Source organism: Streptomyces sp. NPDC096339, from assembly GCF_044762985.1.
Lineage (GTDB): Bacteria > Actinomycetota > Actinomycetes > Streptomycetales > Streptomycetaceae > Streptomyces.
The window spans coordinates 175,424-199,547 of sequence record NZ_JBIWFI010000009.1; the positions used below are offsets into that span (position 1 = coordinate 175,424).

Below are 24,124 nucleotides of genomic sequence, written 5' to 3' on the forward strand. Positions count from 1 at the left end.
CGACCGACCGGCCATGGTCTGAGACAGGTGCCCGGAGCCACCACGGCTCCGGGCACCTCCGCATGCCCGAACCGGGGGCCCGCCCGCCGACTCAGATGCCGAGGTACGGAGCGACGGTGGCGGCTGTCGTCGAGGCCTGGAGGTAGCTCGTCGCGTGGTGGAAGCGGAACAGGCCGCTGACGGTGGTGGTGTGGTCGAGACTGATGCCGTCGAAGAAGCCTGCGAGGTGGGGAGGGACTGCGACCGGGTCGCCGGGGTCGGCGATGTTGACCCAGCGCGTGCCGCCCGGCATGCGGACTCCTCTCGGGGCGGGGCCGTCCGGGCGGGGTGCGGGGGTGAGCCGGTCGAAGACCGCTCGCGGGAGCGCCAGGGGCGAGCCCAGGGTGAGGAACAGTTCGGGCTGCAGTTCCGGGTGGGCGTGCAGGGCTTCGTAGGCGACGACCGAGCCCAGGGAGTGGGCGATCAGGATCCTGGGCCGGTGGCGGGCGATCCGTTCCGCCACTTCCTCCCGGGCCGCCAGTCGCTCGTGGGCGTCGGGGGCTCTCAGGTAGGCGGCGACCTCACCGCACCACATGCGCAGGAACACCCGCAGCGGCCCCTCCGCGAGGTCGAACCGACGGGCCACCCAGGACGAGAAGGCCCTCAGCGGTATCGTCGCGTGCCCCTGTGCCGCCTCGTCCGGTACTCCCAGCGCGCGGGCCAGCCCTTGCAGGATCTCGGACGCCGCATCGTCGAGGAGGTCGTCGTCCCCCGACCCCTGGGCGACGTGTTCGCCGGCCAGTTTGTCGGCGTAGTAGGCGAAGTCGAGGTCGAGCCGGTCGGGCGCGACGCCGAGACCGCCGGCCAGGTGACGGGTCCAGAGGGCGGCCTTCAGTGCGCGGAGCTCCTCCGAGCGGGGTGCGCGGACTCCGGCTCCGAAGCTGTTCCCGATGCCGTGGACGGCGACGATCCGCAGGGCCGGGGCTGGGGCGAGGGGGCTGGTCAACGGATCCTGCCTTTCAGGGGTGTGGTGACGTCGAGTACGACGACCTCGTTGACGACGCCTAGGACGACCGTGCCGTCACGGGTGACGGCCACGGCACTACAGGTGCTGGGGAGATGGAAGGTGGACAGGCAGGTCCCGGTGTTCAGGTCCCACAGCCGCGCGGTCCCGTCCTCGCTTCCCGTGACCGCGTACGGGCGGCCTTCCAACTCCGCGACGGCGACCGCCCGTACCGCGCCGTTGTGACCGACCAGGGTGCGCAGGCAAGTCCCGGTGTTCAGGTCCCACAGCCGCGCGGTCCCGTCCTCGCTTCCCGTGACCGCGTACGGGCGGCCTTCCAGCTCCGTGACCGCGACGGTGTACACCGCGCCGGTGTGACCGGCCAGAACGCGCCTCTGCACGAGCTTTTCGGGGGAGAGGTCCCAGATCAACACGTCGCCGAAGGCGCCGCAGTCGATCGCGTGTGGACGTCCTCCCAGCGAGGCGACTGCGATGGCGTAGGTCCTGTAGACCTGGTAATGCCCGTTGGCGGCGTAGCCCCTCCGGGCGCCGGTGGCCAGGGCCCAGGCCTCGACCACCCCGTCACCGTCCATGTCGATGGTCGTGGTGATCACGTGCGGGTCACCGTGCAGTACGGCCAGCGCCGCCGGCATCTGGAAGCGCCGACCGGTGCGGATGGTGCGTACGACGTCGCCGGTGGCCGGGTCCCACAGCTTGACCTCGTCCTGTCCGGTGCCGACGACCACGATCGGGCGGCCGTCGAGTTCCGCGACCGTGATCGTGTACACCTCGCGACGGAGACCGGTCAGGGTGCGGACGCACTCGCCGGTGGCCAGGTCCCACAACCGCACCGATCTGTCTCCGTCACCGCCACCGGTGACGGCGTACGAACGGCCGTCCAGCTCCACCACCGCGACGGCCGTCACCGCGCCGGTGTGGCCCGCCAGAGCCTGACGGGGAACGCTCCTGGCCAGGTCCCAGACCCGCACCTGACCGTCCCAGCCGGCGCCGAGGACGTGCGGGCGGCCGTTCAGCTCCGTCACCGCGACCACGGGAACGTTCTCGGTGTGGCCGGTGAGGGTGTGGACGCACTCGCCGGTGGCCAGGTCCCAAACCCGCACCTGACCGTCGTGGCTGCCGGTGAAGACGTGCGGCCCGCCGTGCACCTGTGCCACGACGGCCGTGGACACCTCCTCGGTGTGGCCGGTCAGGGTACGGACGCACCCGCCGGTGGTCAGGTCCCAGACGTCCACCTGACCGTTACGGCGCGCGGTGAAGGCGTGCGGGCGGCCGAACGCCTCGGCCACCGCCACGACGTCCGTCAGGCCGTCGAAACGTCCCATCGGGATGGTCCATGTGTCAGTGACCGGGTCCCACTGCCGGACCCGCGCGTACGCGCCCCAGCCGGCCACGCCCTCGACGATCGCGTACAGTCGGCCGCTCAATACGACCAGCTTCTTCGCCCGCGGGTGGACCATGTCGCGGTTGTACCTTCCCGCCGCCACGCTCCAGCCCTCTTCCGCCAGGCGTGCCGGAGCATGGGCGGGCTTTCCGGTCGCCGGCTTCCAGACCCGCACCTGTCCGTCTTCGGCACTGGTGATCGCGTAGGCCCTGCCCTTCAGCTGCCCGACCGTCACTGCCGTCACGTCCGCGGTGTGACCGGTCAGCGTGCGGACGCGGGCCCCGGTGGCGATGTCCCACACCTGTACCTGCCCGTGCCGGCCGTCGACGAGCAGGACCGGCCGGCCGTCCAACTCCGCCACGGCCATCGCCCGCGTGAGGCCGGTGAGCGGCACGGTCCGGATCAGCACTCCCGTGGTGAGGTCCCACACTTCGGCCGGCTGCAGAAAGCCGACGGTGATCACGTGCGGGCGGCCGTCCAGCTCCACCACCGCCATCGACAGGCCGTAGCCCGGCTCGCCGAGCCTGGGCAGGACGCGGACCAGAGACGGTGAGACCTGGCTCCCCGTGGCCCACCGCACGCGCCAGTCGGGGTCGCCCGGCAACTCGGCCCGCAGCCTCCGGTGACCGAAACGGGCCGCGTCCAGGGCCAGCAGCTGGCGCCTGGCTCCCGCGGGCAAGTCCCGGTGGACGCCCCAGGAGGCCCGGTACACGGCGGCGTTCAGCTGGGCCTGGTCGGAGCGGGTGAGGGTCATGGCCTCCGCGAGGCCATGAGGATCCGCGTGGATGAGGAAGCCGATGTCCTCGATGAGAGCGTCGACCCGGCCGGCGTCCACCGCGTGCCGAGCGATGTGCCGCAGCAGGTACGGGAGGGCACGCTCCCACTGCGGACGGCCCTCGTCATCGCGGTCCACGCATCCCATCAGCCGCTCGTACAGCGCGACGCGCAGGGAGGCTCCTGTCGTGGTCCGCCCGGCGCCGTCCGTTGCGGGGTGCGCTCCGGCCGGGTCGTCCCGCATCCAGTCCGCGAGGCCCTCGTGGAAGAGCCGGTAGAGGGTGGTTCCGTCGTCGTCGACCTCGCGGCGCAGGTAGAAGCGGGCCTCGCCGTCGAGGAGTTCTTGCAGTTCCTTCCACGGGACCGGGCCCTCGTCCCCGGATGCGGTGAAGGCCACCGCGGCCTCGGCGAGTACGGATTCCGGCATCCCCCGGCCCTGTGCGAAGGCAAGGGCCGTCAGTACCGGGCGCAGGAGCGGACGTGCGCGGTGGCGTCGCAGGTCGAGGTCGAGGAAGGCGGGGAGGGTGCGGGGGACGGCGCGGCCCAGGTCGGCGGCTTCCTCCACGGTGTCGCGGGCTTCCTCCGTGGTCAGGAGGTAGTGGACGTAGAGCCCGGCGGTCAGGAACTCCCCCCATTGCAGGGCATCGCGCCGTTCGTGCGGATCCTGGTCGTCGTGGTCGGTGAGTTGCCCGGCGATGGCCCCCGCGAGGGCGTTGCGTGCCGGGCGGCGGGAGGCGTCGGCGTAGGGGGAGCCGTCGGTGGTCAGGAGCCGGCTGACGTACGTGCCGAGTGCGCTGCGGAGCGTGGCCGGGCCGGTCGTGCTGAGGTCGGTGCAGCCGTTGTGGGCCTGGGCGAGGTCGATCAGTGCGCGGAACCGCGGGTCGTCGCGGGTGCCGACCAGCAGTCGCAGCCGGTTCCCCGGCGTCCGTGCGTGCTGCGCGAGGGGGATCAGGACGGTGGTGGTGAGGTCTTCGGGCAGGATCGCTTCGTCGAGGGCGTCGACGATCACGGTGACCGGAGGTCCGTCGGCCGGCAGCAAGTGCAGCAGGAAGTCGGCGGGTTCCTTGATCGGGTCCGGCGGCTCCGCGTCCGGCTCGGCGGGGTGGCCACCGGATACCCGCGGTGGATCGGCCGGGCCGCGGATGTGGCGCAACTGGCGGGCGAGGGAGTCCACGATCTGCTCGCGCGCGAGCCGGCGGGCGTGGACCACCGCGATCCGCTCGTTCCTCCCCGGTGCCCGCTCGCCGAGCGCCCGCCAGAGCAGCTCGGTGTGTTCGCGCAGCAACGGGTGGGCGGCACAGACGAGGATGCCCAGCAGCGCGGACTTGCCCGCACCGGGTTTGCCGGTGACGACGCGCAGGCCGGGTGCGGGCGTGGTCCCGTCGAGCCAGGGGGTGAGTTCGCCGAGTTCCTCCTCGCGGCCCGCGAAGTAGCCCTTCTCCCAGCCCCGGCCGACGGGCTCGGCGCCCCCGGCGCGGCGCATGAAGTGCCCGGGGTCCATCCCCGCCCAGTCCGTGAGCCGGGCGATCTCCGGTGGCAGACCGGCGACGGGGTTTCCGTCCTCCCGGTAGGCGGGGTTGGGGAAGAACGGCAGATGGGAGAGGTCCGCGTGGGAGGGTACGAGGCTCGTGCCGATCCGCTGTTCCAGGCCGTCGGCCCGCTGCCACAGGCCGTCCACCGCGTGGCCGATCTCCCGCCAGACGGCGGGCGCCGGGATGTACCGGACGGACGGATCGAAGCGGATCTCGCCCGATCGGTACTTGGCCAGTACGCTCACCAGCGCCCGGCTGAGCCGGAAGTCGTACGCCCGGTCCGTGGGGCCGGTGGCGGCCAGGACCCAGGCCCGGCGCGCGGCCGGGTCCATCTGTCCGTGCCACGACAGGACGGCCGGCTGCCCCGCGTGGCAGACGTCCAGGATGAACAGTGTCATCGGCCGGTGGTCCGGTCGGTCGTCCTCGATCAGCTCGATCCACCGGCTCACCGGCGGCTTCATGGGTCTGCCCGCACCGTCCAGGAGGTACAGCTGCCCGCTGCCGTGGCGGGCGAGTTCGCCGTGCCCGGCGAAATGCACGACCAGCACGTCGGCGTGCGCGCTTTCCAGCGCTGCCTCGACCAGCGCCGCGAAGTTCCGGCCCGGGGCGGTCACCTCGACCACTGTGTAGCCGAGACCGGTGAAGGCCCGCGCGACCTGCGAGGCGTGTTCGGGGGCGTTCTCGAGTGGGTCCAGCTCGGGCCTCGGCGAGTCACCGTCCTCGGTGCGCTCGAGGGGCTGGCCGAACGACAGCACCAGATGCCGCGGCCGCAGCGCGTCCCCCGAGCCGTCCGCCGCTTCGTCCGCCACGTCTCCCGCCCTGCCCACGCTCTCCCCGGCACCACCGAAGATAGAGACTCCGTGACCTCTGTGTCAGGGCAACGGGGAGATCACCTGGCCGGGGTCGTACCGCGCAAGTCGCGTACGCCGGATGCCTGGCGGGGGGGGCACCGCGACATCGCTTGAGGCGTCGCTGCCGTCGGGGAAGGCGAACCCGCCGCCGACGGCGGTGGCCTGGTGGAGAATGCGGACGGGAGCCCGGCCCAACGACAGCCCCGCGTGCGAGGCTTTCGTGCGTCACAGGATCATCACAGACCACCCAGAGCAACCCCAGCACGGCGAAGCTGACCCGATGCGCACACACCACGCCATCACCGTCCTCGCCGCCGCCGGGATCCTCACCCTCACCGGCTGCTCCAGCGACACCAAGGCACCGGCCGCCGCAAGTCCGGCGCCAAACGCCACGAAAGCCGCGCCGTCCGCAGACCCGAACGCGCCCGCCTCGGCCGCCGCTGCCGCCGGCACCCCGCCCAGCCCTGCGCCTGCCCAGCGCGCCACGTACCTCGCGGCGCTCAACGCGATCGACCCCGAGATCGTCGACGGCAAGGACGACAAAGCCGTCTCACGCGGGCTCAGCCAGTGTCAGGCTATGAAGGACGAGAAGGACATCACCAAGCGCGTCAGCCAGGTCGAACAGCGGTTCATCGGGCCGACTCACCCCAACGGGTTCGGGACCACCAAGAGCGCGGGCATCCTCGTGGCCGTGGAAGCGAACCTCTGCCCCACCTACTGACCACCGGGACCACCCGGGGCAGGCTCCCAGGCGGCCCGCGGAGGAGAGCGGATCACCGGGGATCTCACACGTCGGAGAGCCGATCCGTCCAGTCGACGCCTAGCGTATGCGCGAGCCGCTCCATCGCCTCGGCGGTGCGCCCGTAGGCGACGAGTTCGAAGTCGCCGTAACCGCTGTTGAGCCCGACGATCACGTCAAGGCCACCGAAGTACTCGGTGTGGGCTCCGAGTTCGCGCCACGGCAGGAAGCCCATCGGCCGGAGCGAGGCCCGGACACGGTCCGCCACACCGGGGCCGGCCTGCCCTCCTCGTCCAGCCCGGAGACCAGGACCTGCGGGTCCGCGAGGCCGGCGCGTGCAGCGGCGTAACCCCACTCGTTTCATCCGCAGAAGACGTCCTCGGCCACGGACGCGCCCTTATTCCACCCGTCCGAGAACGCCTTGTTGGCCGAGGCCGGAGCCTTGGCATCGCAGTTGGCGCGTACGGCGTCCCAGCCCGCGATGAGGCCCGCCTTGTAGGTCGTGCCCGGGGTGGTGGTCGGCTTCGTTCCTCCCGTGCACACGGTGGTGCGGCCGCCTTGGGTGACCGCGTACCTGTCGTCGGGCTTGTTCCCGATCTGGAAGGCTCCGGCGTCCGGGACGTTGAAGGAGGTCGTGCCTCCGCGCGGCGAGGACAGTTCGGCCCGCCCCTGCGCGAACCCCTGGCCCGCGACGGTGACCCGGTCCGCCGAGTCGGCGGCGGACACGGTGCAGGTCGCAGCGGGTGCGGCGGAGGGCTGGGCGGCGTACGCCGCCGTCGGCGACGCGGCGAGCGCCGCAACGCCCAGCGCGATCAGGGCAGCGGAGGTGCGTGCGTGTCGGCGCATGGTTGCACTCCTCGGCAGGGGTCCTGGGGGAACGGCTCGTGGCCCGTGGCGTCCGGTACGGCTTCGCGTTGACCGGCAGCAGTCAGTCCATCGTCTCCGACCGGGTCCGGGGTGTCGACCGCACGGACTACGAGGGGCCTGTTTGCAGAGTCCCGAGGGATGGGTCAGCCTGGGAAGACGGAGGCTCGTGCCCGTTGCCTGGTGCCTGGCGCCGGTGGCGCCGCGGCGGGGCGGGGGCGGGGCAGGGCCGGACGAGACCTGCGGGAGGATCCACGGCCGCGCTCGGTGACCTCGTCGGGATCCGACGCGAGGACCGTGCAGGTTCTCGGGCAAGAGCTGGACTGACATACGAGCGCAGCCGCCGCGCCGGAACGATTCTCCTGCCGCCTCAGTCCTCGTCCGTGGCGACGACGACCACGGCACGCCCACTGCCGATTCCCACCATGGCCGCGTCAAAGGTGGCCTCGGTGACCGGTGTCCACGTGACGTTGCCGAGGGCCGCCTCCCGGTAGGCGGCATGGCCGTTGGCACGCCAGTCGGCGTCCGGCCCCAACAACTCCGCCAGCCCAACCGCGATGGCCTCGGCCAGGCGGCGCATCGCCCCGTCGGTGCCACCGCCCCGGTAGGCGAGGGGGCGGACCAGCGTGGCCGCCGTCCAGGACGGCACCTCGTCCGCAGGAATCCGCCTCGCCAGCGCGGCTTCCATCCGGTCCGGGGTGCGCGGGCCGCCGTGCCCGTGGTCGCAATCGCCGCAGTCCGGAGCGAGCAGTCCCGTGGGCGCCAGGACGTCCCAGCACAGCTGTCCGTGGCTGCGGCCGTCGTCGGGACCGAGGTGGACGATCCGGCCCGCGTACTCGCCCCACTCCGCCAGCCACATGCCGAGGTCGGCATCAGACCCCAGATCGTATGCCGGGGGCTTGTCGAACGACAGATTCACGGTTCTCCCTCGGTCAGGTCGTCTCTTCCCGATCTTGCCTGACCCGCGCCGCCCGTGACTTGACCGGCAGGATCTGGAGAGACGACGACCTATCGGCCGGCGGTCGGGTCGGGCAGCGGCCTGCCTTCGCACGAGGCGTCCTCGGCCGGCATCCGGCCCTCGACGAGGAAGCCCTCGACGTACGCGTCCACGCAGGGGTTGTGCGACTGGTAGACGCCGTGGTCGCCGCCGCCGACGGTGATCAGCCGGGAGCCGGCCGTCCCCCGGTGGGCCCGCAGCGCGCCCTCGTGGTAAGTGGCCGGATCGTGGAGCGAGTTGAGCATCATGATCGGCGGCAGCCCCCGCCCGGTGACCTGCACCCGGGGCGCCCGGGAGCGCGGCCAGGCGGCGCAGACCGAGGCGAACGTCAGCTCACGGGCTCCGGCCATCGGGTACGCGGCGCCGTCGGCCGCGCTCCGGCTGACCCAGTACGCGCTGTCGTGGTTCCACGGGGTGTCCTGGCAGATGACGGAGAAGAAGTCCGCCGCGAACTGCGCCCCCAGCGGGTGCTTCAGCTTCTCGGCCAGGGCCTCGCGTGCGGCCGGCGGAGCCGCCTGCGGCTGCTCCAGGACACCGAGCAGCATCGCCAGGTCGGGGAAGCGGTCGCCGCTGTAGATGAGGGAGGTGGCGGCGGCGTCGAGGTGGTTCGGGGTGACCACCGTCCCCTCCAGGTCCAGGGGGTGATCGCCCAGTGTGCTGCGCAGCCGCTCGTACGAGGCCTTGGCCTCCTCGGCGGTCCGGCCCCGGTGGTACGTCGCGTCGTTCTCGGCGAGCCAGGGCAGGAAGTCCTGTTCGAACCGACGCTGGAAGCTCATCGGCTGGCCCGTCAGGAATTGCTGCCAACTGCCCGTGAAGCCGATGTTGCTGTCGAGCACCACCCGGTCGACCCGGCGCGGGAACTCGGTCGCGTAGTAGGCGCCGAGGAAGGTGGCGTACGAGGGGCCGTAGTAGGACACCTTCGACTCGCCGAGCAGCGCCCGGAACAGGTCCATGTCGTGCACGGCCTGGTCGGTGGTGATGTACGGGAGCAGGTCGCCCGACCGCCGCTCGCAGTCCCGTACGAAGTTCCGCGCCCGGTCCACGGTGGCGTCCACGGCCCGGGGAGAGCGGTCACGCAGGTCGCCGCTGGTGAACAGGGCGTCCACCGCGTCCTGGTCGGAGCAGATCACCTGCGTACTGGCCCCGACCCCGCGCTGGTCGAAGCCGACGACGTCGTACGAGGCCGCCAGCTTGGGCGAGTACGCCGCCAGCCCCGCCGGCCGGCCCAGCCCCGAGGCGCCCGGCCCGCCGGCCGCCATCATCAGCACGCCCCGCCGTGCGGCGGGGTCCGCGGCCCGGTGCCGGGACACCGCGACGGTCAGGTCCGCCCCCGTGCCCGGGTGGTACCAGTCGCGCGGCACCGTCATGGAGGCGCACTCCAGCGCGCCGGACTGGCACGGCTGCCAGTCGAGGCGCTGCTGCGCGTACCGCGCGGGCACGGCCGGCGCGCCGCCCTTGGTACCGGCGGCGGTAGCCGGCGACGCGGGCAGGGCGGCGAGCGCGAGCAGCCCGCACGCGGCGGCCGTGGCCCACCGCGCGGGCTTCTTGAAGAGGTGCATGTGGATGGTTCCCCCGGTCGGATCGATTCGGTACGCCCCGATCCTCCGAGAACTCGGCCCGCCGGACGATCCCCCCACTGCCCGCATCCGGGGTGGTGCCAGCACCACCCCCGGCTGCGGTGACCGCCTGGCGGTCGGGCCTGCTCGATGCTCATCAGCACGCCGTCGGGCCCGTCAATCGGGATCTCGGCCGGCGCGACGGCCGACCGCGAAGCACCGCACCGCCGACACCTGAGCAGCCTTTCGACCGGGGGTGGGTGGTACGCGTGCGCCGGAGATGGCAGGCCTGACGACGGTGGATCGCCCCTTCTCGTACCCCCTCACGCTGCGCAATGGGCGATGGCCCGACCGTCGTTGGGGGTGCCGCGGTCATCGTTGGCGGGGTGGTACATCAGAACGTGCCAGGTGTCGTCGGGGGTATTCGTGCCGATCCGGTTCGAGGCGGTGGGGACGAGCCCGTCGCCCAGAAGGTGACCGCCGGAGATCGCCTTCTGGCCGGGAGGACAGACGGCGAAGCTCGAACGACTCTCACCCGGAGGCACCGTGACGATCTCTCCCAAAGCCGGGGTCGTGTCGGCGGTCCCGGCCGGCCCCGTCTCGCCCTGCCGGTCCTGCTCGTTCCAGGTGACGGTGATCTCGCGGGAGCGGCATCGCGCGCCCCCTCGAAGTCGATGACGCGGAGGCCGCCCGTCGTTCCGGCATTGGTTTTGCCCGCTCCCCCGGCTCGGGGGCGCGGCGGGGCTGCGGATGCCCGCCGAGTCGGCGCCGTACGCCACGACCAGTCGCCAACCGCAAGGCGAAGGGCACCGGAAGCGGGCGGCCCGGCGGCCACCGCCGGGCCGCTGTTTCCGGTGCCCGATCGGGCCCCGGGCCGCACGACGCGCCACCTGCCGGCACGCCCGGACGGCCCTACGGGAAGGCGTCGTCGGAATCGTCGTGCCAGGAGGTGTCGTCCTCCCAGCCGTCGTCGTGGCCGTCGTCGTGGCCGTCGTCGTAGCCGTCGTCCTCCGGCCCGTGCAGGCCGTCGTCCCGGTTCTCCCAGTGCGGCTCTTCCTCCCCCGCCTCCGGCAGGAGCGCGAGCGCCGCCCCCGGCACGCTGTCGTGTCCGTCCGCCCCGGCGGCGTCGGTGGGATGGCCGTCGTCGCCGAGGGGGTGGTCGGACGCGTCCCACGGCGTCCGCGTCACCGCCCACACGGCGATGCCCGCGCCGGCCGCCGGGATGGCCCCGGCGGCCACCGTCCGGGCCCAGCCCGTACGGTGTTCCGCCGGGGCCGCCCCGCCGTGACCCGGCCCGGGGTACGGCGGTATGAGACCACGCTCGGCCCCGGCGCGCGGGGCGTGGACCCAGCCGCGCGCCCGGAACCCCTTCCCCGGGACGGTGACCAGCAGGGGCGAGAACTGGTCGGCGGACGGTTCCCCGTACTGCTGGGTGAGCACGTCCCGGTAGAGGTCGTCGGTGACGGCGAGCGCCAGGTCGCTGTCCTGGCGTCCACCGAGGACCTCGCGCAGTTGGCGGGAGTCCAGGACCCGGCAGGCGTGGACCACCGCGTCCCCGACGAAGCCCGTCGCCGCGTCGTGCACCAGCCCCTGGGCCACCGATGCGCGCAGCCGGATCCGGCCACCAGGCCCGGGCCGGCGGTTGAGCTGGTGCAGCGCGCTGCGCAGTGCCCGGATGACGCCGGGGAGGGCATGTCCCTCATCGATACCGGCCGGCATGACGAGGAGTTGGCCGTCGCCCTGGTCCTGTCGGGCGCAGCCGGTGGGGTCCACTCCGGCGGCCCTGCATGCCTGGAAGACCGCCCAGAGCAGCCGGTCCTGCACGTCGAGGGCCGCGGGGTTGGGCCGGCTGCTGTACTTCTCCACGTCCACGACGAGGCACAGCCTGCGCACGGCGGGCGGCGGGCGGCGGGTGCGGGGTGCGGGCCACGGGTCGGCTCCCTTCGGGGATGGGGGAAACGGGCGGGAAGCGGGCGCCGGAACTCCCTCGCCGGAGGGAATCCGCCCGGCCGGCGCCTCCTAACCTCGCGGTACCGCCGACGCGCGGAGGACGGTCGGCCCGCAAAGGGCCGCGCCGTCGGCGGCGCTGTCGGCCGCGTCGTCAGCATCCTCAGCGTCGTCGGCGTCGTCAGCGGGCGATCAGACGTCATCGTGGTCGTCGTCGTAGGAGTCGTAGGAGTCGTGGTCGTCGTGGTCCTCGTGCGTATCGCCGTCGTCGTAGGCGGTGTCGTACTCGTCGTCGTAATCCGGCTCATGGCCGTCCTCGCCGGCCGTGTACGAGGACACCGAGGTGTAGCCGGTGCCGTCGGCGGCCTCGATGACATCGTCCTCGGTCAGCCGCCCGTCGTCCCACGTGTGCGCGTCGCCGGTGCTCATGGGGCCCCTCCCCTGGTCGGTCGCCCACATGATGGCGGCACCCGGCCAGGCCGTCGAGAGGATCGCGAAAACGCTGTGCGGTGGGCCGCGTGATGGGCACAATGGGCGCCTTCCGGGCACCCGGAGCGGGCACCCGGGCAGGGGAACGGGACGTGGAGAACCAGAACGATTTCGACGGGGCGGCCGAGGCGCTGCGCGCCTGCGCCCGGCACGTCGAGCGGGGCGGGGCCGCCGCCGAGACGCTCGCGGAGGAACTGCGGCGGGCCGCGGACCAGTTGGGCGAGCCGATGCGGCTGGCGGTGGCCGGGCAGATCAAACGGGGCAAGTCGACCCTGGTCAACGCCCTGCTCGGCGAGGAGATCACGCTGACGGGCCAGCTCGAACTCACCTACACCGTGGCCGAGTTGTGCTTCGCCGAGCAGCGGGTGGTGACCGTCCACCATCAGGACGGCGGCTCGGAGCAGGTCACCCCGGCCGACTTCCACCGGATGACCAACCGGAGCGAGGACGCGGCGCGGCTGCTGGGGCGGGTGAGCCGGGTCGAATACGGCCTGCCCAACGAACTGCTTCGTTCCTTCCGCCTGGCCGACACCCCCGGGCTGGGCAGTGTGCACGGGCTCGACTCCGAAGGGACCCGCGCCTACCTGAGGATCTCGGCCTTCGACGGGGTCTCCGACCGGGCCGCGCACGAGGAGGCGTTACGGGCGAGCGGCCGGACAGGAGAGAGCGTCCACGAGGACAGCGTGCGGGAGGTGGAGGGGGCCGACGCGGTGCTGTACCTGTTCGACCGGGGCCTGCACGACCGCGACCGGGCAGGGGTCTCGGACTTCCTGGGCGGCGGCGGGCTCGGGCTGACCCCGATGAGCGCCTTCGGCGTACTGAGCCGCTGCGACCAGCAGTGGCCGCCAGGGCCGGACCTGCCCGGCGACAACGACCCGCTGACCTGGGACCCGATGGCCGAGTCGGCCCGCATCGCGGAGGGACTGATGGGCCGGCCCGAGGTGCGGGGGCTGTTCTTCGCAATGGTCCCGGTGGCCGGGCTGCTGGGGTTGGGCGCGCAGACGCTGACCTCCGACGAGCTCGACCACCTGACCGACCTGGCCCGCGTCGAGCCCCGCCGGCTGACCCGCCGGCTCGCGGACGCCGGCCGGTTCGGCTCCGCCGAGCAGGTGCGGGACGTGGACCTGCCGGCCGCCCACCGACTCGCGCTGGTGCAACGGCTCGGCGTCTGGGGCATCCACCTGGCCTGCGGTCTGCTGCGCGACGGGGCGGGCGAGGAGGAACTGCGGGCGCGGCTCGTGGAAGTCAGCGGAGTCCGCGGGCTGCGCGACCTGATCGTCCGCCACTTCGGCAACCGCGCGACCCTGATCAAGCTCGGGCAGGGACTGCAGCGGGCCGGGCGGGAGGTCGCCATCATGCGGCGCGACGCCCTGCGCGGCGGCACACCGCCGCACCGCTCCCTCGGTGAGACCGCCGGCAGGCTGGAGCGGCTGCGGGACCGCACCCCGGGCTTCGCCGAACTGGAAGTACTGGAGGCCCATTACCGGGGCGAGTTGGCCCTCGCGCCGGCCGAGATCGAGCAGTTGCTGCGGATCACCGGGGAGTACGGGACGGACACCGCGGCCCGGCTGGGCCTGCCCGCGGACGCCCCCCGCGAGGCACTGGCCGAGGCCGCCCTGGCCGGTGTGCGGCGGTGGGCGACGCGCGAGGTGGACCCGGGCCTGGACCGGGCCTCGCAACGGGCCGCCGGGTGCGTGCGAAGGGGGTACGAGCACCTGCTCGACCGGGTCGGGGCGGCGTAGCCCCGCACACGGCGACCGGGCGGGGAGTACGCGGACCCACGGGCGGGACCGGCCCGCCGGAGCACCACCGGGCACCGCCTGCACCGTCGGCAGGCCCGGGGTGCGGCCCGGCCGTATGCATCGAGCGGGTGCGTCGAGCAGGTGCACCGAGCGGGGCGGGTCGAGCGATCACGACAAGGGCGCCGCCGAACGCGGCGACACGAGGGGAGGGCATGGCCATGGACACACCCAAGGATCCGCGGGAGCGCACGGAAGGCCGGCTGCCGGGCCGGATCTTCGGGCGGCGGACCGCGTCCCGCCACGAGGAGGGGCTGACGGCCGAGCTGGACCTCCAACGGGCCCGAGCCTCCCTCGCCCGCGAGGAAGCGGACGCGGCCCGGGAGGAACTGGCCGAAGCCACAAGCGAGTTGAGTCGACTGCGGCAACTCGCGACCCAGGCGGCACGGACCGCACGCGAACTGGCCGAACAGCGGGAGGAGTCCCGCAAACTGGCCGTGGACCTGCGCGACCTGCGGGAGGCGGCACTGCGACCGCACCCGGTGCTGGCGGAGCTGATCCGTACCGCCGACCAGCTCGTGGACGTACGGGACGGGACGGAGTCGGGCCGGCTGGAACCGCAGGCGGTCCTGCGCTGGCTGGAGCGCCGGATCCGGACGCTGCTGGCCGAGTCGGAGCTGACCGAGGTACGGGACACCGGACCGGTGGACCCGGCGCGGCACGAGGTCCTGCGCGGCGTGCCCGCCGGACCGGGCGGGCAGTCGGGGTGGATCGTGGCGACGGTCCGGCCGGGCTACCGGTGGCGGGAGCTCATGTTGCGCCCGCAGCAGGTGGTCGCCACCGCTCCGGGCCCCGACGCGGCGGCCGCCCCGGACATCGCCCCCGCTCCCGAGGCGGGCACGGGGGCCGGTAGCCGGGAAGTACAGGTCAGCGAGCCGGGTGACGTCCCGCAAGGGGAACACGCGCGGCGCGACGAACCGCGCGGGGCGACGCAGCGCCCGCAGGGCTGAGCCGTCCCGCGCACCGGCGCGGCACGAAGGGCGGCCGTCGTGGGGGCGGCCGGCGGATCCCCGGGAGACCGGGGCAGGGCAAGGCAAGGGAGAGCACGGCATGTCCGCACTCGTCTACGGAATCGACTTCGGCACGTCCAACTCGTCCATCATGGTGGGCACCGCGGAGGGCGGTCTCGTCCGGGTCACCGACCCCGTCTCCGGGCAGAGCGCCATACCGACCACCGTCGGCCTCGCCCCCGACGGCAGGCTGCTGGTGGGCGCCGCGGCCGACCGCACCAAGGCCCAGCGCCCGGCCGACTACCGCCGGAACTTCAAGCGGGACATCGGCTCGCAGACCGGGCAGCCGCTCGGCGAGCGCGCGTACACCCCCCGCGAGCTGGCGGCCAGGGTCCTCGAGTTCCTCCGCGAGCAGGCCGAGAAGGCGGTGCCCGGCCGCCCCGACCGGGTGGTGATCACGGTCCCGGTGACCTGGGAGCGCTCGCGCCGCGACGAGATCCTGAAGGCAGCCGTCGAGGCGGGCTTCCCCCGCAAGCTGGTCAAGCTGGAGTCCGAACCGGTGGCGGCGGTGCGGGCCACCTTCGCCGACGCCCTCCAAGGGCCGGGCACGGTGCTGGTCTACGACCTCGGCGGTGGCACCTTCGACTGCGCGGTCGCCGAACGGCAGCCCGACGGCAGGTTCGAGGTGCTCGCGAAGGGCGGTACGGAGACCGTGGGCGGGGCCGACTTCACCGACAGCGTGGTGCGGCTGCTGCGCGAACGGTTCACCGGGCCCGTGGCCGAAGTGCTCGACGGCCCTGCGGCTGACGAGGACGTGCTGCGCCGCCGCCACCAGCTCCTCGACACCTGTGAGACGGCCAAGATCCGGCTCTCGCACACCACCCGCCACGAGGCCCTGCTGGCGGAGCTGCGGGAACCGGTGGAACTGACGCTGGAGCGGGCCGATCTGGAGGAACGCGTGCGTCCGGCGCTGCTCGGCACGCTGTCGGTGTGCGAGTCGGTGCTCGCGGAGGCGGGCATGACCTGGGAGGACCTCGACAGGGTGGTACCCGTCGGCGGCGCGAGCCGGATGCCGCTGGTGGGCGCGATGTTGGCCGAACGCTGCGGCGACGTCGCGGCCGTACAGATCGTCGACGAGCCCGAACTGGCGGTCGTGCGCGGGGCCGTGCTCACCGCGCGTCGGCAAATGGAGGCCCGCGAGGCCGCACGGCTGGCGAAGGAGGAGGAGAAGACCCGCAAGGAGGCCGAGGAGCGGGCCAGGGAGGAGGCCGCGGCGGAGCGCAAGCGCCGCGAGCGCAACGAGCGGCTGGAGGCCAAACGCCGCGAGGAGCGGCAGGCCGAGGCCCGCGCCGCGGCCGCGTCCGCCCCGTCCGCCGTGTTCAAGCCACCGACGACATCGTCCTCGTCCTCGATGAGCGAGACCGGGAAGATGGCGCTGATCGGGGCCGGTCTGGGGCTGATCGTCGGAGGCATCGCCGCCGGCATCACCAATGCCCCGTTCCTCATCGTCATCGGCGTGATCGGCGGAGCGATCTACTTCGGCATCAACGCGAACGGCTGAGGGACGGACACCACACCATGTCGAAGACCCTTCTGGACCGGCTGCGCGCCGACGTCCTGGCCTTCCACTCCACCGTCCTCGGCGTGCTCGACGAGGACTCCGCCGCCACCCGCCGCCGCGTGCTCGCCGAGAGCCGCGACCGGCTGGCCTCCGAACAGTTCTTCGTCGTGGTCTGCGGCGAGTTCCGGCGCGGCAAGTCCAGCCTGCTCAACGCCCTGGTCCGGCGCCGCCGGCTCTTCCCCGTCGACGTCGACGTCACCACCTCGGTGGTCGCCACCCTGCGCTGGGGGGAGCGCGAACGTGCGCTGATCTGCCCGCTGCCCGACCCCCACCGCCCCGACGAACGCCCGGATCCCTTCGAGGTCCCGCTGGACGAGGTGCACCGGTACGCCACCGAGCAGGGCAACCCCGGCAACGCCAGGGGTGTGGAGCGGATCGAGATGGAGGCTCCCTTCGCCCCCCTGCGCTCCGGCCTCGTCCTGGTGGACACCCCGGGCGTCGGGAGCCTGAACGCGGCGCACACCGCGGTCACCCACGCCTTCCTGCCCAGGGCCGACGCGGTGCTGTTCGTCGGGGCGGCCATCGAACCGCTGGCCACCGTCGAGCTGGACTTCCTGCGGTACGCGCTGGAGCAGTGCCCGGTCATCGTCACCGCCGTCACGATGATCGACAAGGTGGTCCTGGCGGCCCCGGTGGTCGCCGAGGCCCGCGAACGGATCGCCGCCGTCTCCGGGGCGGCGCCGCAGGAACTGGTCGTCGTCCCGGTCTCCGCGTACCGGCTGTGGGAGGCCGAGGAGGACGAGGACCCGGACCTGCTGGCCGAGTCCGGCTTCCCCGAACTGGAGGCAGCCCTGTGGAACGGGCTCGCCGACACCTGCGGCACCTCCGCCCTGCACCGGGCGCTGGACCGCCTCGACGATGCCCTCGGGGAAGCCTGTGCCCCCCTCGCGAACGAGGAGGCCGCATTGGAGAGCGGCGAGCGGCTGGCCGCGGTGGAGGGGCAGATGAAGGAGGCCCAGGAGAAGGTGGCCCAACTGCGCTCCGGGCAGGGCCGGTGGCGGCGCGACCTCCAGGACGAGCTGGAGCGCGAGACCCGGCCGGTGAGGGCGCGACTCACCTCCGACATCGACGCGGCACGGGACGCCTTCCGTCGGGCGTGCGAACAGCCACGGGCCCTCGGCGACCCGGACGCGCTGCTCCAGGAGGCCACGACCGCACTCGTCGACGCCGCCGACCGGGCCCACCGGGACCTCGAACGGGTCGCCTCGAAGGTGGCCGACCACTACGCCGCACTGACGTCGGTGTCGCTGACGGCGCAGGCGGCCGATTCCGCGTACCGCCCGGACCGGATGGACCTCGGCGACCTGAAGGAAGGTGTCGACGGGCCGAAGGAGGGCGACGGCTGGCGCCGGTTCCGGGCGATCTGGTCGGGCGGCAGGGCAGCGGGCGGGCTCGGTTCCACCTCCGGGGCGGTGATCGGGACGATGGTGGCGCCGGTGATCGGCACCATCGTCGGATCGATCGTCGGGGGCCTGCTCGGCCAGATCGCCGGCTGGTTCGGTGGTGGCAGGCAGGCCCAGGCGGATCTGGAGGCCCGCCGGAACAAGGAGTACGCGACCCGGCTCAAGGAGCGTGTGCTCCCGATGCTGGAGTCGAGCCGCCGTCGGGTCGAGCAGGACTTCTCGCACCAGGTGAAGGACTGCTCACGAGCGCTCGCCGCGGCACTCGAGGACCAGCTCGGCGCCCGGTCCGAGGCGCTCCGGGCCACGCTCCAACGGCTCGAGAAGACCCGGGCGGCCACGGCCAGGGAGCGTGCGGAGCGTCTACCGCTGGTACGCCGCCGGCTGGCCGAGCTGGAACGGATCGGCGGGGAGTGCCGGGAGCTGCGCGAGCGGGTGGAGCGGCTGCGGGGTCCCGCACCCTCCGCCGGCGTGGCGGCCGCGGGGGCCGACGGGGCGAAGGGGGGCGCGTGAGCCCCGGCCGGTCCCGGACGTCCCGCGGCGCCCCCTCGGCGGGGGCGCCGCGGGGCGCGCCCGCTTCGGCGGGGCGCGGCAGGAGCGGGGGCAGCGGCGGCGAGCAGCCCCGCTGGGCGGCGGGCAGCCTGCTGGACACCCTGGACGGCGAGGACCGGGACGTCCTGCTGCGGCTCGGCACCCGGCGCACGTACGAGGACCAGGAGACGCTGATCCTGGAAGGCGCGCCGGGAGACTCGGTGTTCGTCCTCCTCGACGGGGTGGTCGTCGTCACCGGGGTCACGGACCGGCTCGCGACGGCCCTGTTGGCGATCCGCCCGGCCGGCGAACTCGTCGGGGAGATGGCCGTCTTGGACGGCAGCGCCCGGACCGCGACGGTCACCGCGGCCGGACCGGTCACGGCCCTGCGGATCTCGCCGACCTCCTTCATCGGCGTCCTGCACGGCCACCCCGCCGCGCAGTTGCAAGTCCTGCGCAGCGTGGTGCGCAAGCTGCGGACCGCGACCCGGCGACGGGTGGAGACCAAGGGCTGCGACGCCCGCCGCCGCCTCGCCCGCATCCTCGACGAGCTGGCGAAGGAGTACGGGGTGCGGCGGCCGGACGGCACGGTGCTGCTGGAACTCACGCTCAGCCAGCGGTCCCTGGGGGGTCTGGCCACCGTCGGCGCCTCCACCGTGGAGCGCCTGCTGGCCTCGCTGCGCCGGGAGGGGGTCCTGGAGACGGGCTACCGCCGCCTCCTCGTCCTCGACCCGGCCCGACTGAGCGCACTGTGCGCCTACGACCCGCCGGACGACTCCGCCCGTGAATGAGCGGCACGAGAACGCGAGTGTGATCAGAGAGTGGGTTCCATCGAGCGCAGCCGGTCGGCGACGTCGTACACGCTCAGGCGCAGCGCACGGATGTCGTTGATCAGGTCGCGCCACGGTTCGAAGGCGGTGTCCACGTCCTTGGCGGAGGCCCGGATGTAGGCGACGGCAACGCCGTAGCCGAAGTACTCGTTCCTCGCGGGCAGCGGCCGGGTGAGCACGATCTGCTCCAGCAGAGCTGCTGCACGCCAGTACGCGTCCGGTTCCCCGGATCCCCAGGCCGGTGTGTTCACTCGGTGACGGGCGACCGCCGCGACGAGCCCGGAGTAGTCCAGGACTCCGAGCTCTTTGCCGAGGAGTTCCTCCTGGCGGTCCAGGAGCCAGCGGATGTCGATGTGCAGTTCCAAGGGTCACGCCGCCCGGCGAGCGGTCGTGGTTGAGGGCAGGCCGCCGAATTCGCGGTCGAACTGCTCCGCGATGCCCGGCCGGCCAACGGCTTCACGGAATGCGGCGGTCGCGCGGCCCAAGGCAAGCTGGTTCTCCTGCTCCACGGCCAGATCGGCCAGGTACGCGCGCACGCTCTTGCCGTGAGCCGCGGCCACGGCGGCGAAGCGGTCGCGGGTCTCTGTGTCGATCTTCACGGTTGTGTCTGCCATGCCCCGAGTATGCATCGGCGCATACCTTCTTGAATACCGTTTCGGAGGTCGGATCGCGTGCAGACGCACGGCCGACGGTGACCGGCGAGTCCGTGCCGGCAGCTTCGTCGGGAAGCAGGAACGGATGACACCGGTGACCAGCGCGCCTGGCCCGACCTCACCTGGAAACGGGCACCAGATCGCGGCCCCTCCCCTCAGGCGGACGTCGGGGATGCGGAGGCGCTCCGGGGGGCGGACATGCGGTCCACCATCCGTACGACCATGCGGCGGCTTGCGAGCCGTCCACCGAAGGCCATGACCCGGTTCATGGCTCCGGAGATCACGCTCGGCGGCGGGTTCTTGCGGTCCAGCGCCTTCAGAGCGGTGCGCACGACGTCCTCGGAGGTCTGCATCCGCGTTCCGCCGGCGGCGTCCTCCGTGCCGATCACGTCGAAGAACTCCGTCTTCGTCGCTCCGGGCGACAGCGCCAGGACGCGCAGCCCGGTGCCGTGGGACTCCTGCCAGAGGGCCTCGGTGAAACTGAGTACGAAGGCCTTGCAGGCTCCGTAGACCGCCATGTTCGGGACGGGCTGGTAACCGGCCATGCTGGCGACGTTGACCAGTACGCCCTCGCCACGGGTGCGCAGCGGGCCGATGAAGGCGCGGCTGATGTCGACGACGGCCATGACGTCGAGGCCCACCTCCCGGCGGAGCCGCTGCGGGTCCTCCTCGTGGAAGCGGCCGTAGGTGCCGAAGCCGGCGTTGTTGATGACGCTGGATACCGTGATCCCGCGCCGGTCGACTTCGGCGGCCAGCAGATCACCGGCCCCGTCGACGGACAGGTCCATCGCGATCGACTCCACCGCGACGCCGTGCGCTGCGGACAGCTGCCCGGCGAGCGCCTTCAGGCGGTCCTCTCGTCGGGCGACGAGCACGAGGTCGGATCCTCGCACGGCGAGCTGGCGCGCGAACTCGGCGCCCAGGCCCGAGCTGGCACCGGTGATGAGGGTGGTCCGGCCTCGGTAATCGACCGCGTTCACAGTGGCTCCTGCCCGTGGGGTGACATCGTCGGCCATCACTGTATGACCATCTGGCAGTCACTGCCAATGGGGCAGTCGAGGCCACAAGGGCAGCCCGCCTATATGCTGACCGGATGGGGACCATCGCAACGCAGCCGAGCCTGTGGGACCGCTCCCGGCAGGCCGTGGTCACGAGCATCTTCGAAACGGCCATGCGTCTCTTCGCCGAGCAGGGTTACGACGCCACGACGATCGCGCAGATCGCCAAGGAGGCGGGCATCTCCCAGCGGTCGCTCTTCCGGTACTTCGGCACCAAGGAGGACATCGTTTGCGGAGAACAGGAGGAGCTCGGCGAACTGCTGCGCGCGACGGTGGAGGCCCAGCCCGCCACGGCCACCCCGTGGGAGGCCCTACGAGCCGGTTTCGAGGCGCTCATGGACGCCCACGGAGACGCCGGGCAACTGCTGGAGATCACCACGCTGATCTTCGACACTCCGTCACTGCGCGCCCGCTACACCCAAAAACGGCTGCGCTGGCAGGAAATGGTTCTGCCGGCCGTCTCGGCGCGCATGGCCTCAGGAGAGGGCCTGATCCCCGAGGTCCGCGCGGCAGCAGTCGTCGCGACCGTCTTCGCCTGTGTGGACGCGGCTACCGAAGCCTGGGTCCGTAACGGCGGCAACGCCGACCTGGCCACCCTCTACGACGAGGCACTGGCCGCCGTCCGGGGCTGACCGTACGCGAACGAACGCCAGGCCCTCCTCGGGATCGCCGAGGACGGCGCGACGACCACCGCCGCCTACGAGCCCACCCCGTAACCGCACGACGGCCGCCCCCGACGAGTGCGTCGCGGGCGCCCGGGAACTTGAGCCTGACGCCCAGCTTCCACGTCGAAGTGATGCAGAAACGATGCGACTTTCGTCGGGATGTCGAACCGGTTCAAGCTCGAAGGGACGGGTCGCACGTGCTGGAGTGCAGCGGGAATCCTTGACCCGGCTCCGGACCCGCCAACCCTTCCCATGGTTGGAGGCGTCATGTCCATCCATCACATCCAGCCGGGCGAGACACCCCCGGGTGAGGGGTCCATCGCGGAAGCCCACCAGGAACGCGCTGATGGTGGTCTGTGGGAGCATCCCCGCCTGATGCTCGTCCCCATCGTGATCGGGGCGCTCATGGTGGCCGCGTTCTTCATCGCCCGGATCGCCGGCTGGTGACCTCCTTTTCGCAATTGGGGTTCTGGCCTTGACCGTTGCGCCATCGACCACCAGGGCCCGTTCGTCGGGCTGCGCGACGAACGAGGCCGCCGCCCGCGGGCTCGTGCCGGCAGTCCGTGGTACGGGGTGGCCGCGGTGACCACCACGCACTGGCTGTTCGGCGACCAGCTCGGCCCCCGTTTCCTGCGCCCGGCGCCGTGCCAATCGCGAACCACCAGCCAAGGCAACCTGGGCCTGCTCGACCCCGCCGAGTGCGTGGCCGCGGCCGTGGCCGCTCGGCGCGAAGGCCGGGCACCGATCAACAGCGTCGAGGGCTTCGTCCAACGAATCGCCGGCCGGCGCGAGTACGTGTGGCAGCTGTACTGGTACTTCGGCGACGGCTGGCGCCACGGCAACGTTCTGGGCCATCACAGGCCACTGCCCGACTGGAGCCTGGCCCTGCAACGGGGTTGGGACCCGCAGGAGGTGACCGACTGGTTCCACCGCTGCGGTGGCCCAGGCCGACAACGGCAGAGGCGCGCGAGGGGCCGGACGGGCGGCGGTCGCGCCGCAGGGGTGTCGCACCCGTTTCCGGGCGAGAAGCGGAACACAGTGAACGAGCGGGCCGGGCCGCGTCAACGCGACGCTTCAGAAAGGTGATCGCATGTCTTCCTCAAGTCTGGACACGACGGACGTGCTGGTCGTCGGCGCCGGAGTCGCCGGGCTGGCGTGCGCCCGGGATCTGGCCGCGGCCGGGATGAGCGTACGGGTGGTGGAGGCGGGCGACGCGGTCGGCGGCCGGATGCGTTCGGACCGGATCGAAGGTTTCGTCGTGGACCGCGGGTTCCAGGTGTTCAACACCGCCTACCCCCAGGTCCGGCGCAGGTTCGATTTGAAGGCACTCCGACTGCGTCCTTTCACACCGGGCTTCCTCGTCCACACACCGGCCGGCAGGCTCGGCTTCAGTGATCCCACGCGCCGGCCGCGCACGATGCCCGAACTGCTGTCGGGTCGCCTCGCCAGGCCGCGTGACCTTGCCGCACTCGCCCTGCTGTCCGGCCGTGACATGCTGCTGCCTCCCGGCCGGCTCAAACGGCGCCCGGACACAACCGTCCGCACCGCGCTCACCGACGCGGGGATCTCCGAAGAGTTCGTCGAACGGTTCTTCCGACCCTTCGTCTCGGGCGTCTTCCTGGAGGACGAGCTGGAAACATCCGCCCGGGTGTTCCACCTGGTCTGGCGGAGCATGCTGCGCGGAACCATCTGCCTGCCGGCCGAGGGCATCGGGGCGGTCTCGCAGGCCCTCGCGGATGGCCTGCCCGAGGGCGCCGTGCGCCTGGAGACCCCGGTGGCAGAACTCACGGACGCCGGCGTGCTGACCACCGCGGGAGTGGAGATCCCCACCCGGGCCGTCGTGGTCGCCACCAACCCGGGGCCCGCCTCGGCACTACTGCCCGAGGTCACCCTGCCCGACTACCGGACCCTGACGACCTACTACCACGTCGCCCCGCGGTCACCCCTGGGACAGCCCACGCTGCTCGTGGACACCCACCGCCGCTTCCTGAACACCTGCGTCCTCAGCGACGTCGCGCCCTCCTACACCCCGGACGGCCAAGTCCTCGTCGCCACATCGGTCCTCGGCCGGGACCGGCAAGCCCGCGAGCGCGAGCTCCGGAAGGCGCTCGAAGAGGCGTACGGCACGGACACGGACGGCTGGGACCTCCTCACCGTCCACACCGTCGAGGACGCGTTGCCCGCGATGACACCTCCGCATCCGCTGACCCGCACCACGCGGGTGGCGCCGGGCCGGTACGTCTGCGGCGACCACCGTGCCACCGGTTCCGTCCAGGGTGCGCTGGCCTCGGGCGCGCGGGCCGCCCGTGAAGTACTGGGCGACCTTCGACGCTGAGGCCGGCCGCAGCCCGGCTGCAGGGCATCGGGAACCGGCGGAACCCGGTCCGGGCCGACACGTCCGATCGGCTCGATGCCGAGCCACGGCAGAAGCCCGGCGCGGGGCGACTCAGAGCCGGCACTACCGCCGCCGACGCACCGCGGAGC

At 72.7% G+C, this 24,124-nt stretch carries 21 protein-coding genes and 1 pseudogene; 10 read left to right on the top strand and 12 right to left on the bottom strand.

Annotation, left to right across the window (positions count from 1 at the left end):
• Window positions 1-91: 91 nt before the first annotated feature.
• Together ACIQ5Y_RS15455 and ACIQ5Y_RS15460 are read right to left on the bottom strand one after the other, a co-directional pair.
• Window positions 92-985 carry a hypothetical protein gene (locus tag ACIQ5Y_RS15455; protein ID WP_403879925.1) on the bottom strand — a complete coding sequence of 298 codons (894 nt, stop codon included), beginning with the start codon at window positions 983-985 and terminating at the stop codon, window positions 92-94.
• A complete protein-coding gene (locus ACIQ5Y_RS15460; RefSeq protein WP_403879927.1) occupies window positions 982-5,499 on the bottom strand; it encodes a caspase family protein in 4,518 nt (1,505 codons plus the stop codon). The genes ACIQ5Y_RS15455 and ACIQ5Y_RS15460 overlap by 4 nt, the downstream gene beginning before the upstream one ends.
• A gap of 322 nt (window positions 5,500-5,821) precedes the next feature.
• Between ACIQ5Y_RS15460 and ACIQ5Y_RS15465 the strand changes: the two genes are divergently transcribed.
• The gene (locus tag ACIQ5Y_RS15465; protein WP_403879928.1) at window positions 5,822-6,262 is read left to right on the top strand and encodes a hypothetical protein; all 441 of its coding nucleotides are present in this window, start codon (window positions 5,822-5,824) and stop codon (window positions 6,260-6,262) included.
• Window positions 6,263-6,326: 64 nt separating this feature from the next.
• Here ACIQ5Y_RS15465 and ACIQ5Y_RS15470 read toward each other — a convergent pair whose 3' ends face one another.
• The 7 genes from ACIQ5Y_RS15470 to ACIQ5Y_RS15500 form a co-directional block, all read right to left on the bottom strand.
• Window positions 6,327-6,548, bottom strand: a complete 222-nt coding sequence (locus ACIQ5Y_RS15470) for a hypothetical protein (RefSeq protein WP_403879930.1) — start codon at window positions 6,546-6,548, stop codon at window positions 6,327-6,329.
• Window positions 6,549-6,640: 92 nt separating this feature from the next.
• The gene (locus ACIQ5Y_RS15475) at window positions 6,641-7,126 is read right to left on the bottom strand and encodes a hypothetical protein (RefSeq protein ID WP_403879932.1); all 486 of its coding nucleotides are present in this window, start codon (window positions 7,124-7,126) and stop codon (window positions 6,641-6,643) included.
• A 388-nt stretch (window positions 7,127-7,514) separates the two neighbouring features.
• The gene (locus ACIQ5Y_RS15480) at window positions 7,515-8,063 is read right to left on the bottom strand and encodes a hypothetical protein (RefSeq protein ID WP_403879933.1); all 549 of its coding nucleotides are present in this window, start codon (window positions 8,061-8,063) and stop codon (window positions 7,515-7,517) included.
• A gap of 89 nt (window positions 8,064-8,152) precedes the next feature.
• Window positions 8,153-9,700: an alpha/beta hydrolase gene (locus ACIQ5Y_RS15485; RefSeq protein ID WP_403879935.1), complete on the bottom strand. Its 1,548-nt coding sequence runs from the start codon at window positions 9,698-9,700 to the stop codon at window positions 8,153-8,155.
• A gap of 320 nt (window positions 9,701-10,020) precedes the next feature.
• Window positions 10,021-10,260, bottom strand: a complete 240-nt coding sequence (locus ACIQ5Y_RS15490) for a hypothetical protein (protein ID WP_403879937.1) — start codon at window positions 10,258-10,260, stop codon at window positions 10,021-10,023.
• Window positions 10,261-10,609: 349 nt separating this feature from the next.
• Window positions 10,610-11,590 carry a hypothetical protein gene (locus tag ACIQ5Y_RS15495; protein ID WP_403879939.1) on the bottom strand — a complete coding sequence of 327 codons (981 nt, stop codon included), beginning with the start codon at window positions 11,588-11,590 and terminating at the stop codon, window positions 10,610-10,612.
• Window positions 11,591-11,836: 246 nt separating this feature from the next.
• Window positions 11,837-12,073, bottom strand: coding sequence for a hypothetical protein (locus tag ACIQ5Y_RS15500; RefSeq protein WP_403879941.1), 237 nt, complete (start codon window positions 12,071-12,073; stop codon window positions 11,837-11,839).
• Window positions 12,074-12,225: 152 nt separating this feature from the next.
• Here ACIQ5Y_RS15500 and ACIQ5Y_RS15505 point away from each other — a divergent pair, with 152 nt between their 5' ends.
• The 5 genes from ACIQ5Y_RS15505 (at window position 12,226) to ACIQ5Y_RS15525 (ending at window position 19,225) form a co-directional block, all read left to right on the top strand.
• Entirely contained in the window at window positions 12,226-13,875 is a 1,650-nt protein-coding gene (locus tag ACIQ5Y_RS15505) for a dynamin family protein (RefSeq protein ID WP_403879943.1), read from the top strand.
• A gap of 218 nt (window positions 13,876-14,093) precedes the next feature.
• Window positions 14,094-14,882 carry a hypothetical protein gene (locus ACIQ5Y_RS15510; protein ID WP_403879945.1) on the top strand — a complete coding sequence of 263 codons (789 nt, stop codon included), beginning with the start codon at window positions 14,094-14,096 and terminating at the stop codon, window positions 14,880-14,882.
• 100 nt (window positions 14,883-14,982) lie between these two features.
• Complete coding sequence (locus tag ACIQ5Y_RS15515; RefSeq protein WP_403879947.1) at window positions 14,983-16,443, top strand: Hsp70 family protein; 1,461 nt, start codon at window positions 14,983-14,985, stop codon at window positions 16,441-16,443.
• 17 nt (window positions 16,444-16,460) lie between these two features.
• Window positions 16,461-18,416, top strand: a complete 1,956-nt coding sequence (locus tag ACIQ5Y_RS15520) for a dynamin family protein (protein WP_403879949.1) — start codon at window positions 16,461-16,463, stop codon at window positions 18,414-18,416.
• Window positions 18,413-19,225, top strand: coding sequence for a Crp/Fnr family transcriptional regulator (locus ACIQ5Y_RS15525; RefSeq protein WP_403879951.1), 813 nt, complete (start codon window positions 18,413-18,415; stop codon window positions 19,223-19,225). Before ACIQ5Y_RS15520 ends, ACIQ5Y_RS15525 begins: the two co-directional genes overlap by 4 nt.
• 23 nt (window positions 19,226-19,248) lie before the next feature.
• Here the strand turns inward: ACIQ5Y_RS15525 and ACIQ5Y_RS15530 are convergent, their stop codons facing one another.
• From ACIQ5Y_RS15530 to ACIQ5Y_RS15540, 3 genes are all read right to left on the bottom strand, one after another.
• Window positions 19,249-19,629 carry a toxin Doc gene (locus ACIQ5Y_RS15530; RefSeq protein ID WP_403879953.1) on the bottom strand — a complete coding sequence of 127 codons (381 nt, stop codon included), beginning with the start codon at window positions 19,627-19,629 and terminating at the stop codon, window positions 19,249-19,251.
• Between the two features lie 3 nt (window positions 19,630-19,632).
• Window positions 19,633-19,878, bottom strand: coding sequence for an antitoxin MazE7 (locus ACIQ5Y_RS15535; RefSeq protein WP_403879955.1), 246 nt, complete (start codon window positions 19,876-19,878; stop codon window positions 19,633-19,635).
• 194 nt (window positions 19,879-20,072) lie between these two features.
• The gene (locus ACIQ5Y_RS15540; RefSeq protein ID WP_403879957.1) at window positions 20,073-20,897 is read right to left on the bottom strand and encodes an SDR family NAD(P)-dependent oxidoreductase; all 825 of its coding nucleotides are present in this window, start codon (window positions 20,895-20,897) and stop codon (window positions 20,073-20,075) included.
• A 113-nt stretch (window positions 20,898-21,010) separates the two neighbouring features.
• Between ACIQ5Y_RS15540 and ACIQ5Y_RS15545 the strand changes: the two genes are divergently transcribed.
• The 4 genes and pseudogenes from ACIQ5Y_RS15545 (at window position 21,011) to ACIQ5Y_RS15560 (ending at window position 23,975) form a co-directional block, all read left to right on the top strand.
• Entirely contained in the window at window positions 21,011-21,607 is a 597-nt protein-coding gene (locus tag ACIQ5Y_RS15545; RefSeq protein ID WP_403879959.1) for a TetR/AcrR family transcriptional regulator, read from the top strand.
• 192 nt (window positions 21,608-21,799) lie between these two features.
• The gene (locus ACIQ5Y_RS15550) at window positions 21,800-22,087 is read left to right on the top strand and encodes a DUF6480 family protein (RefSeq protein ID WP_403879961.1); all 288 of its coding nucleotides are present in this window, start codon (window positions 21,800-21,802) and stop codon (window positions 22,085-22,087) included.
• A 189-nt stretch (window positions 22,088-22,276) separates the two neighbouring features.
• Window positions 22,277-22,576, top strand: a pseudogene (locus ACIQ5Y_RS15555) (cryptochrome/photolyase family protein); the annotation flags it as partial.
• A 154-nt stretch (window positions 22,577-22,730) separates the two neighbouring features.
• The gene (locus ACIQ5Y_RS15560; protein ID WP_403879963.1) at window positions 22,731-23,975 is read left to right on the top strand and encodes an NAD(P)/FAD-dependent oxidoreductase; all 1,245 of its coding nucleotides are present in this window, start codon (window positions 22,731-22,733) and stop codon (window positions 23,973-23,975) included.
• Window positions 23,976-24,124 lie beyond the last annotated feature (149 nt).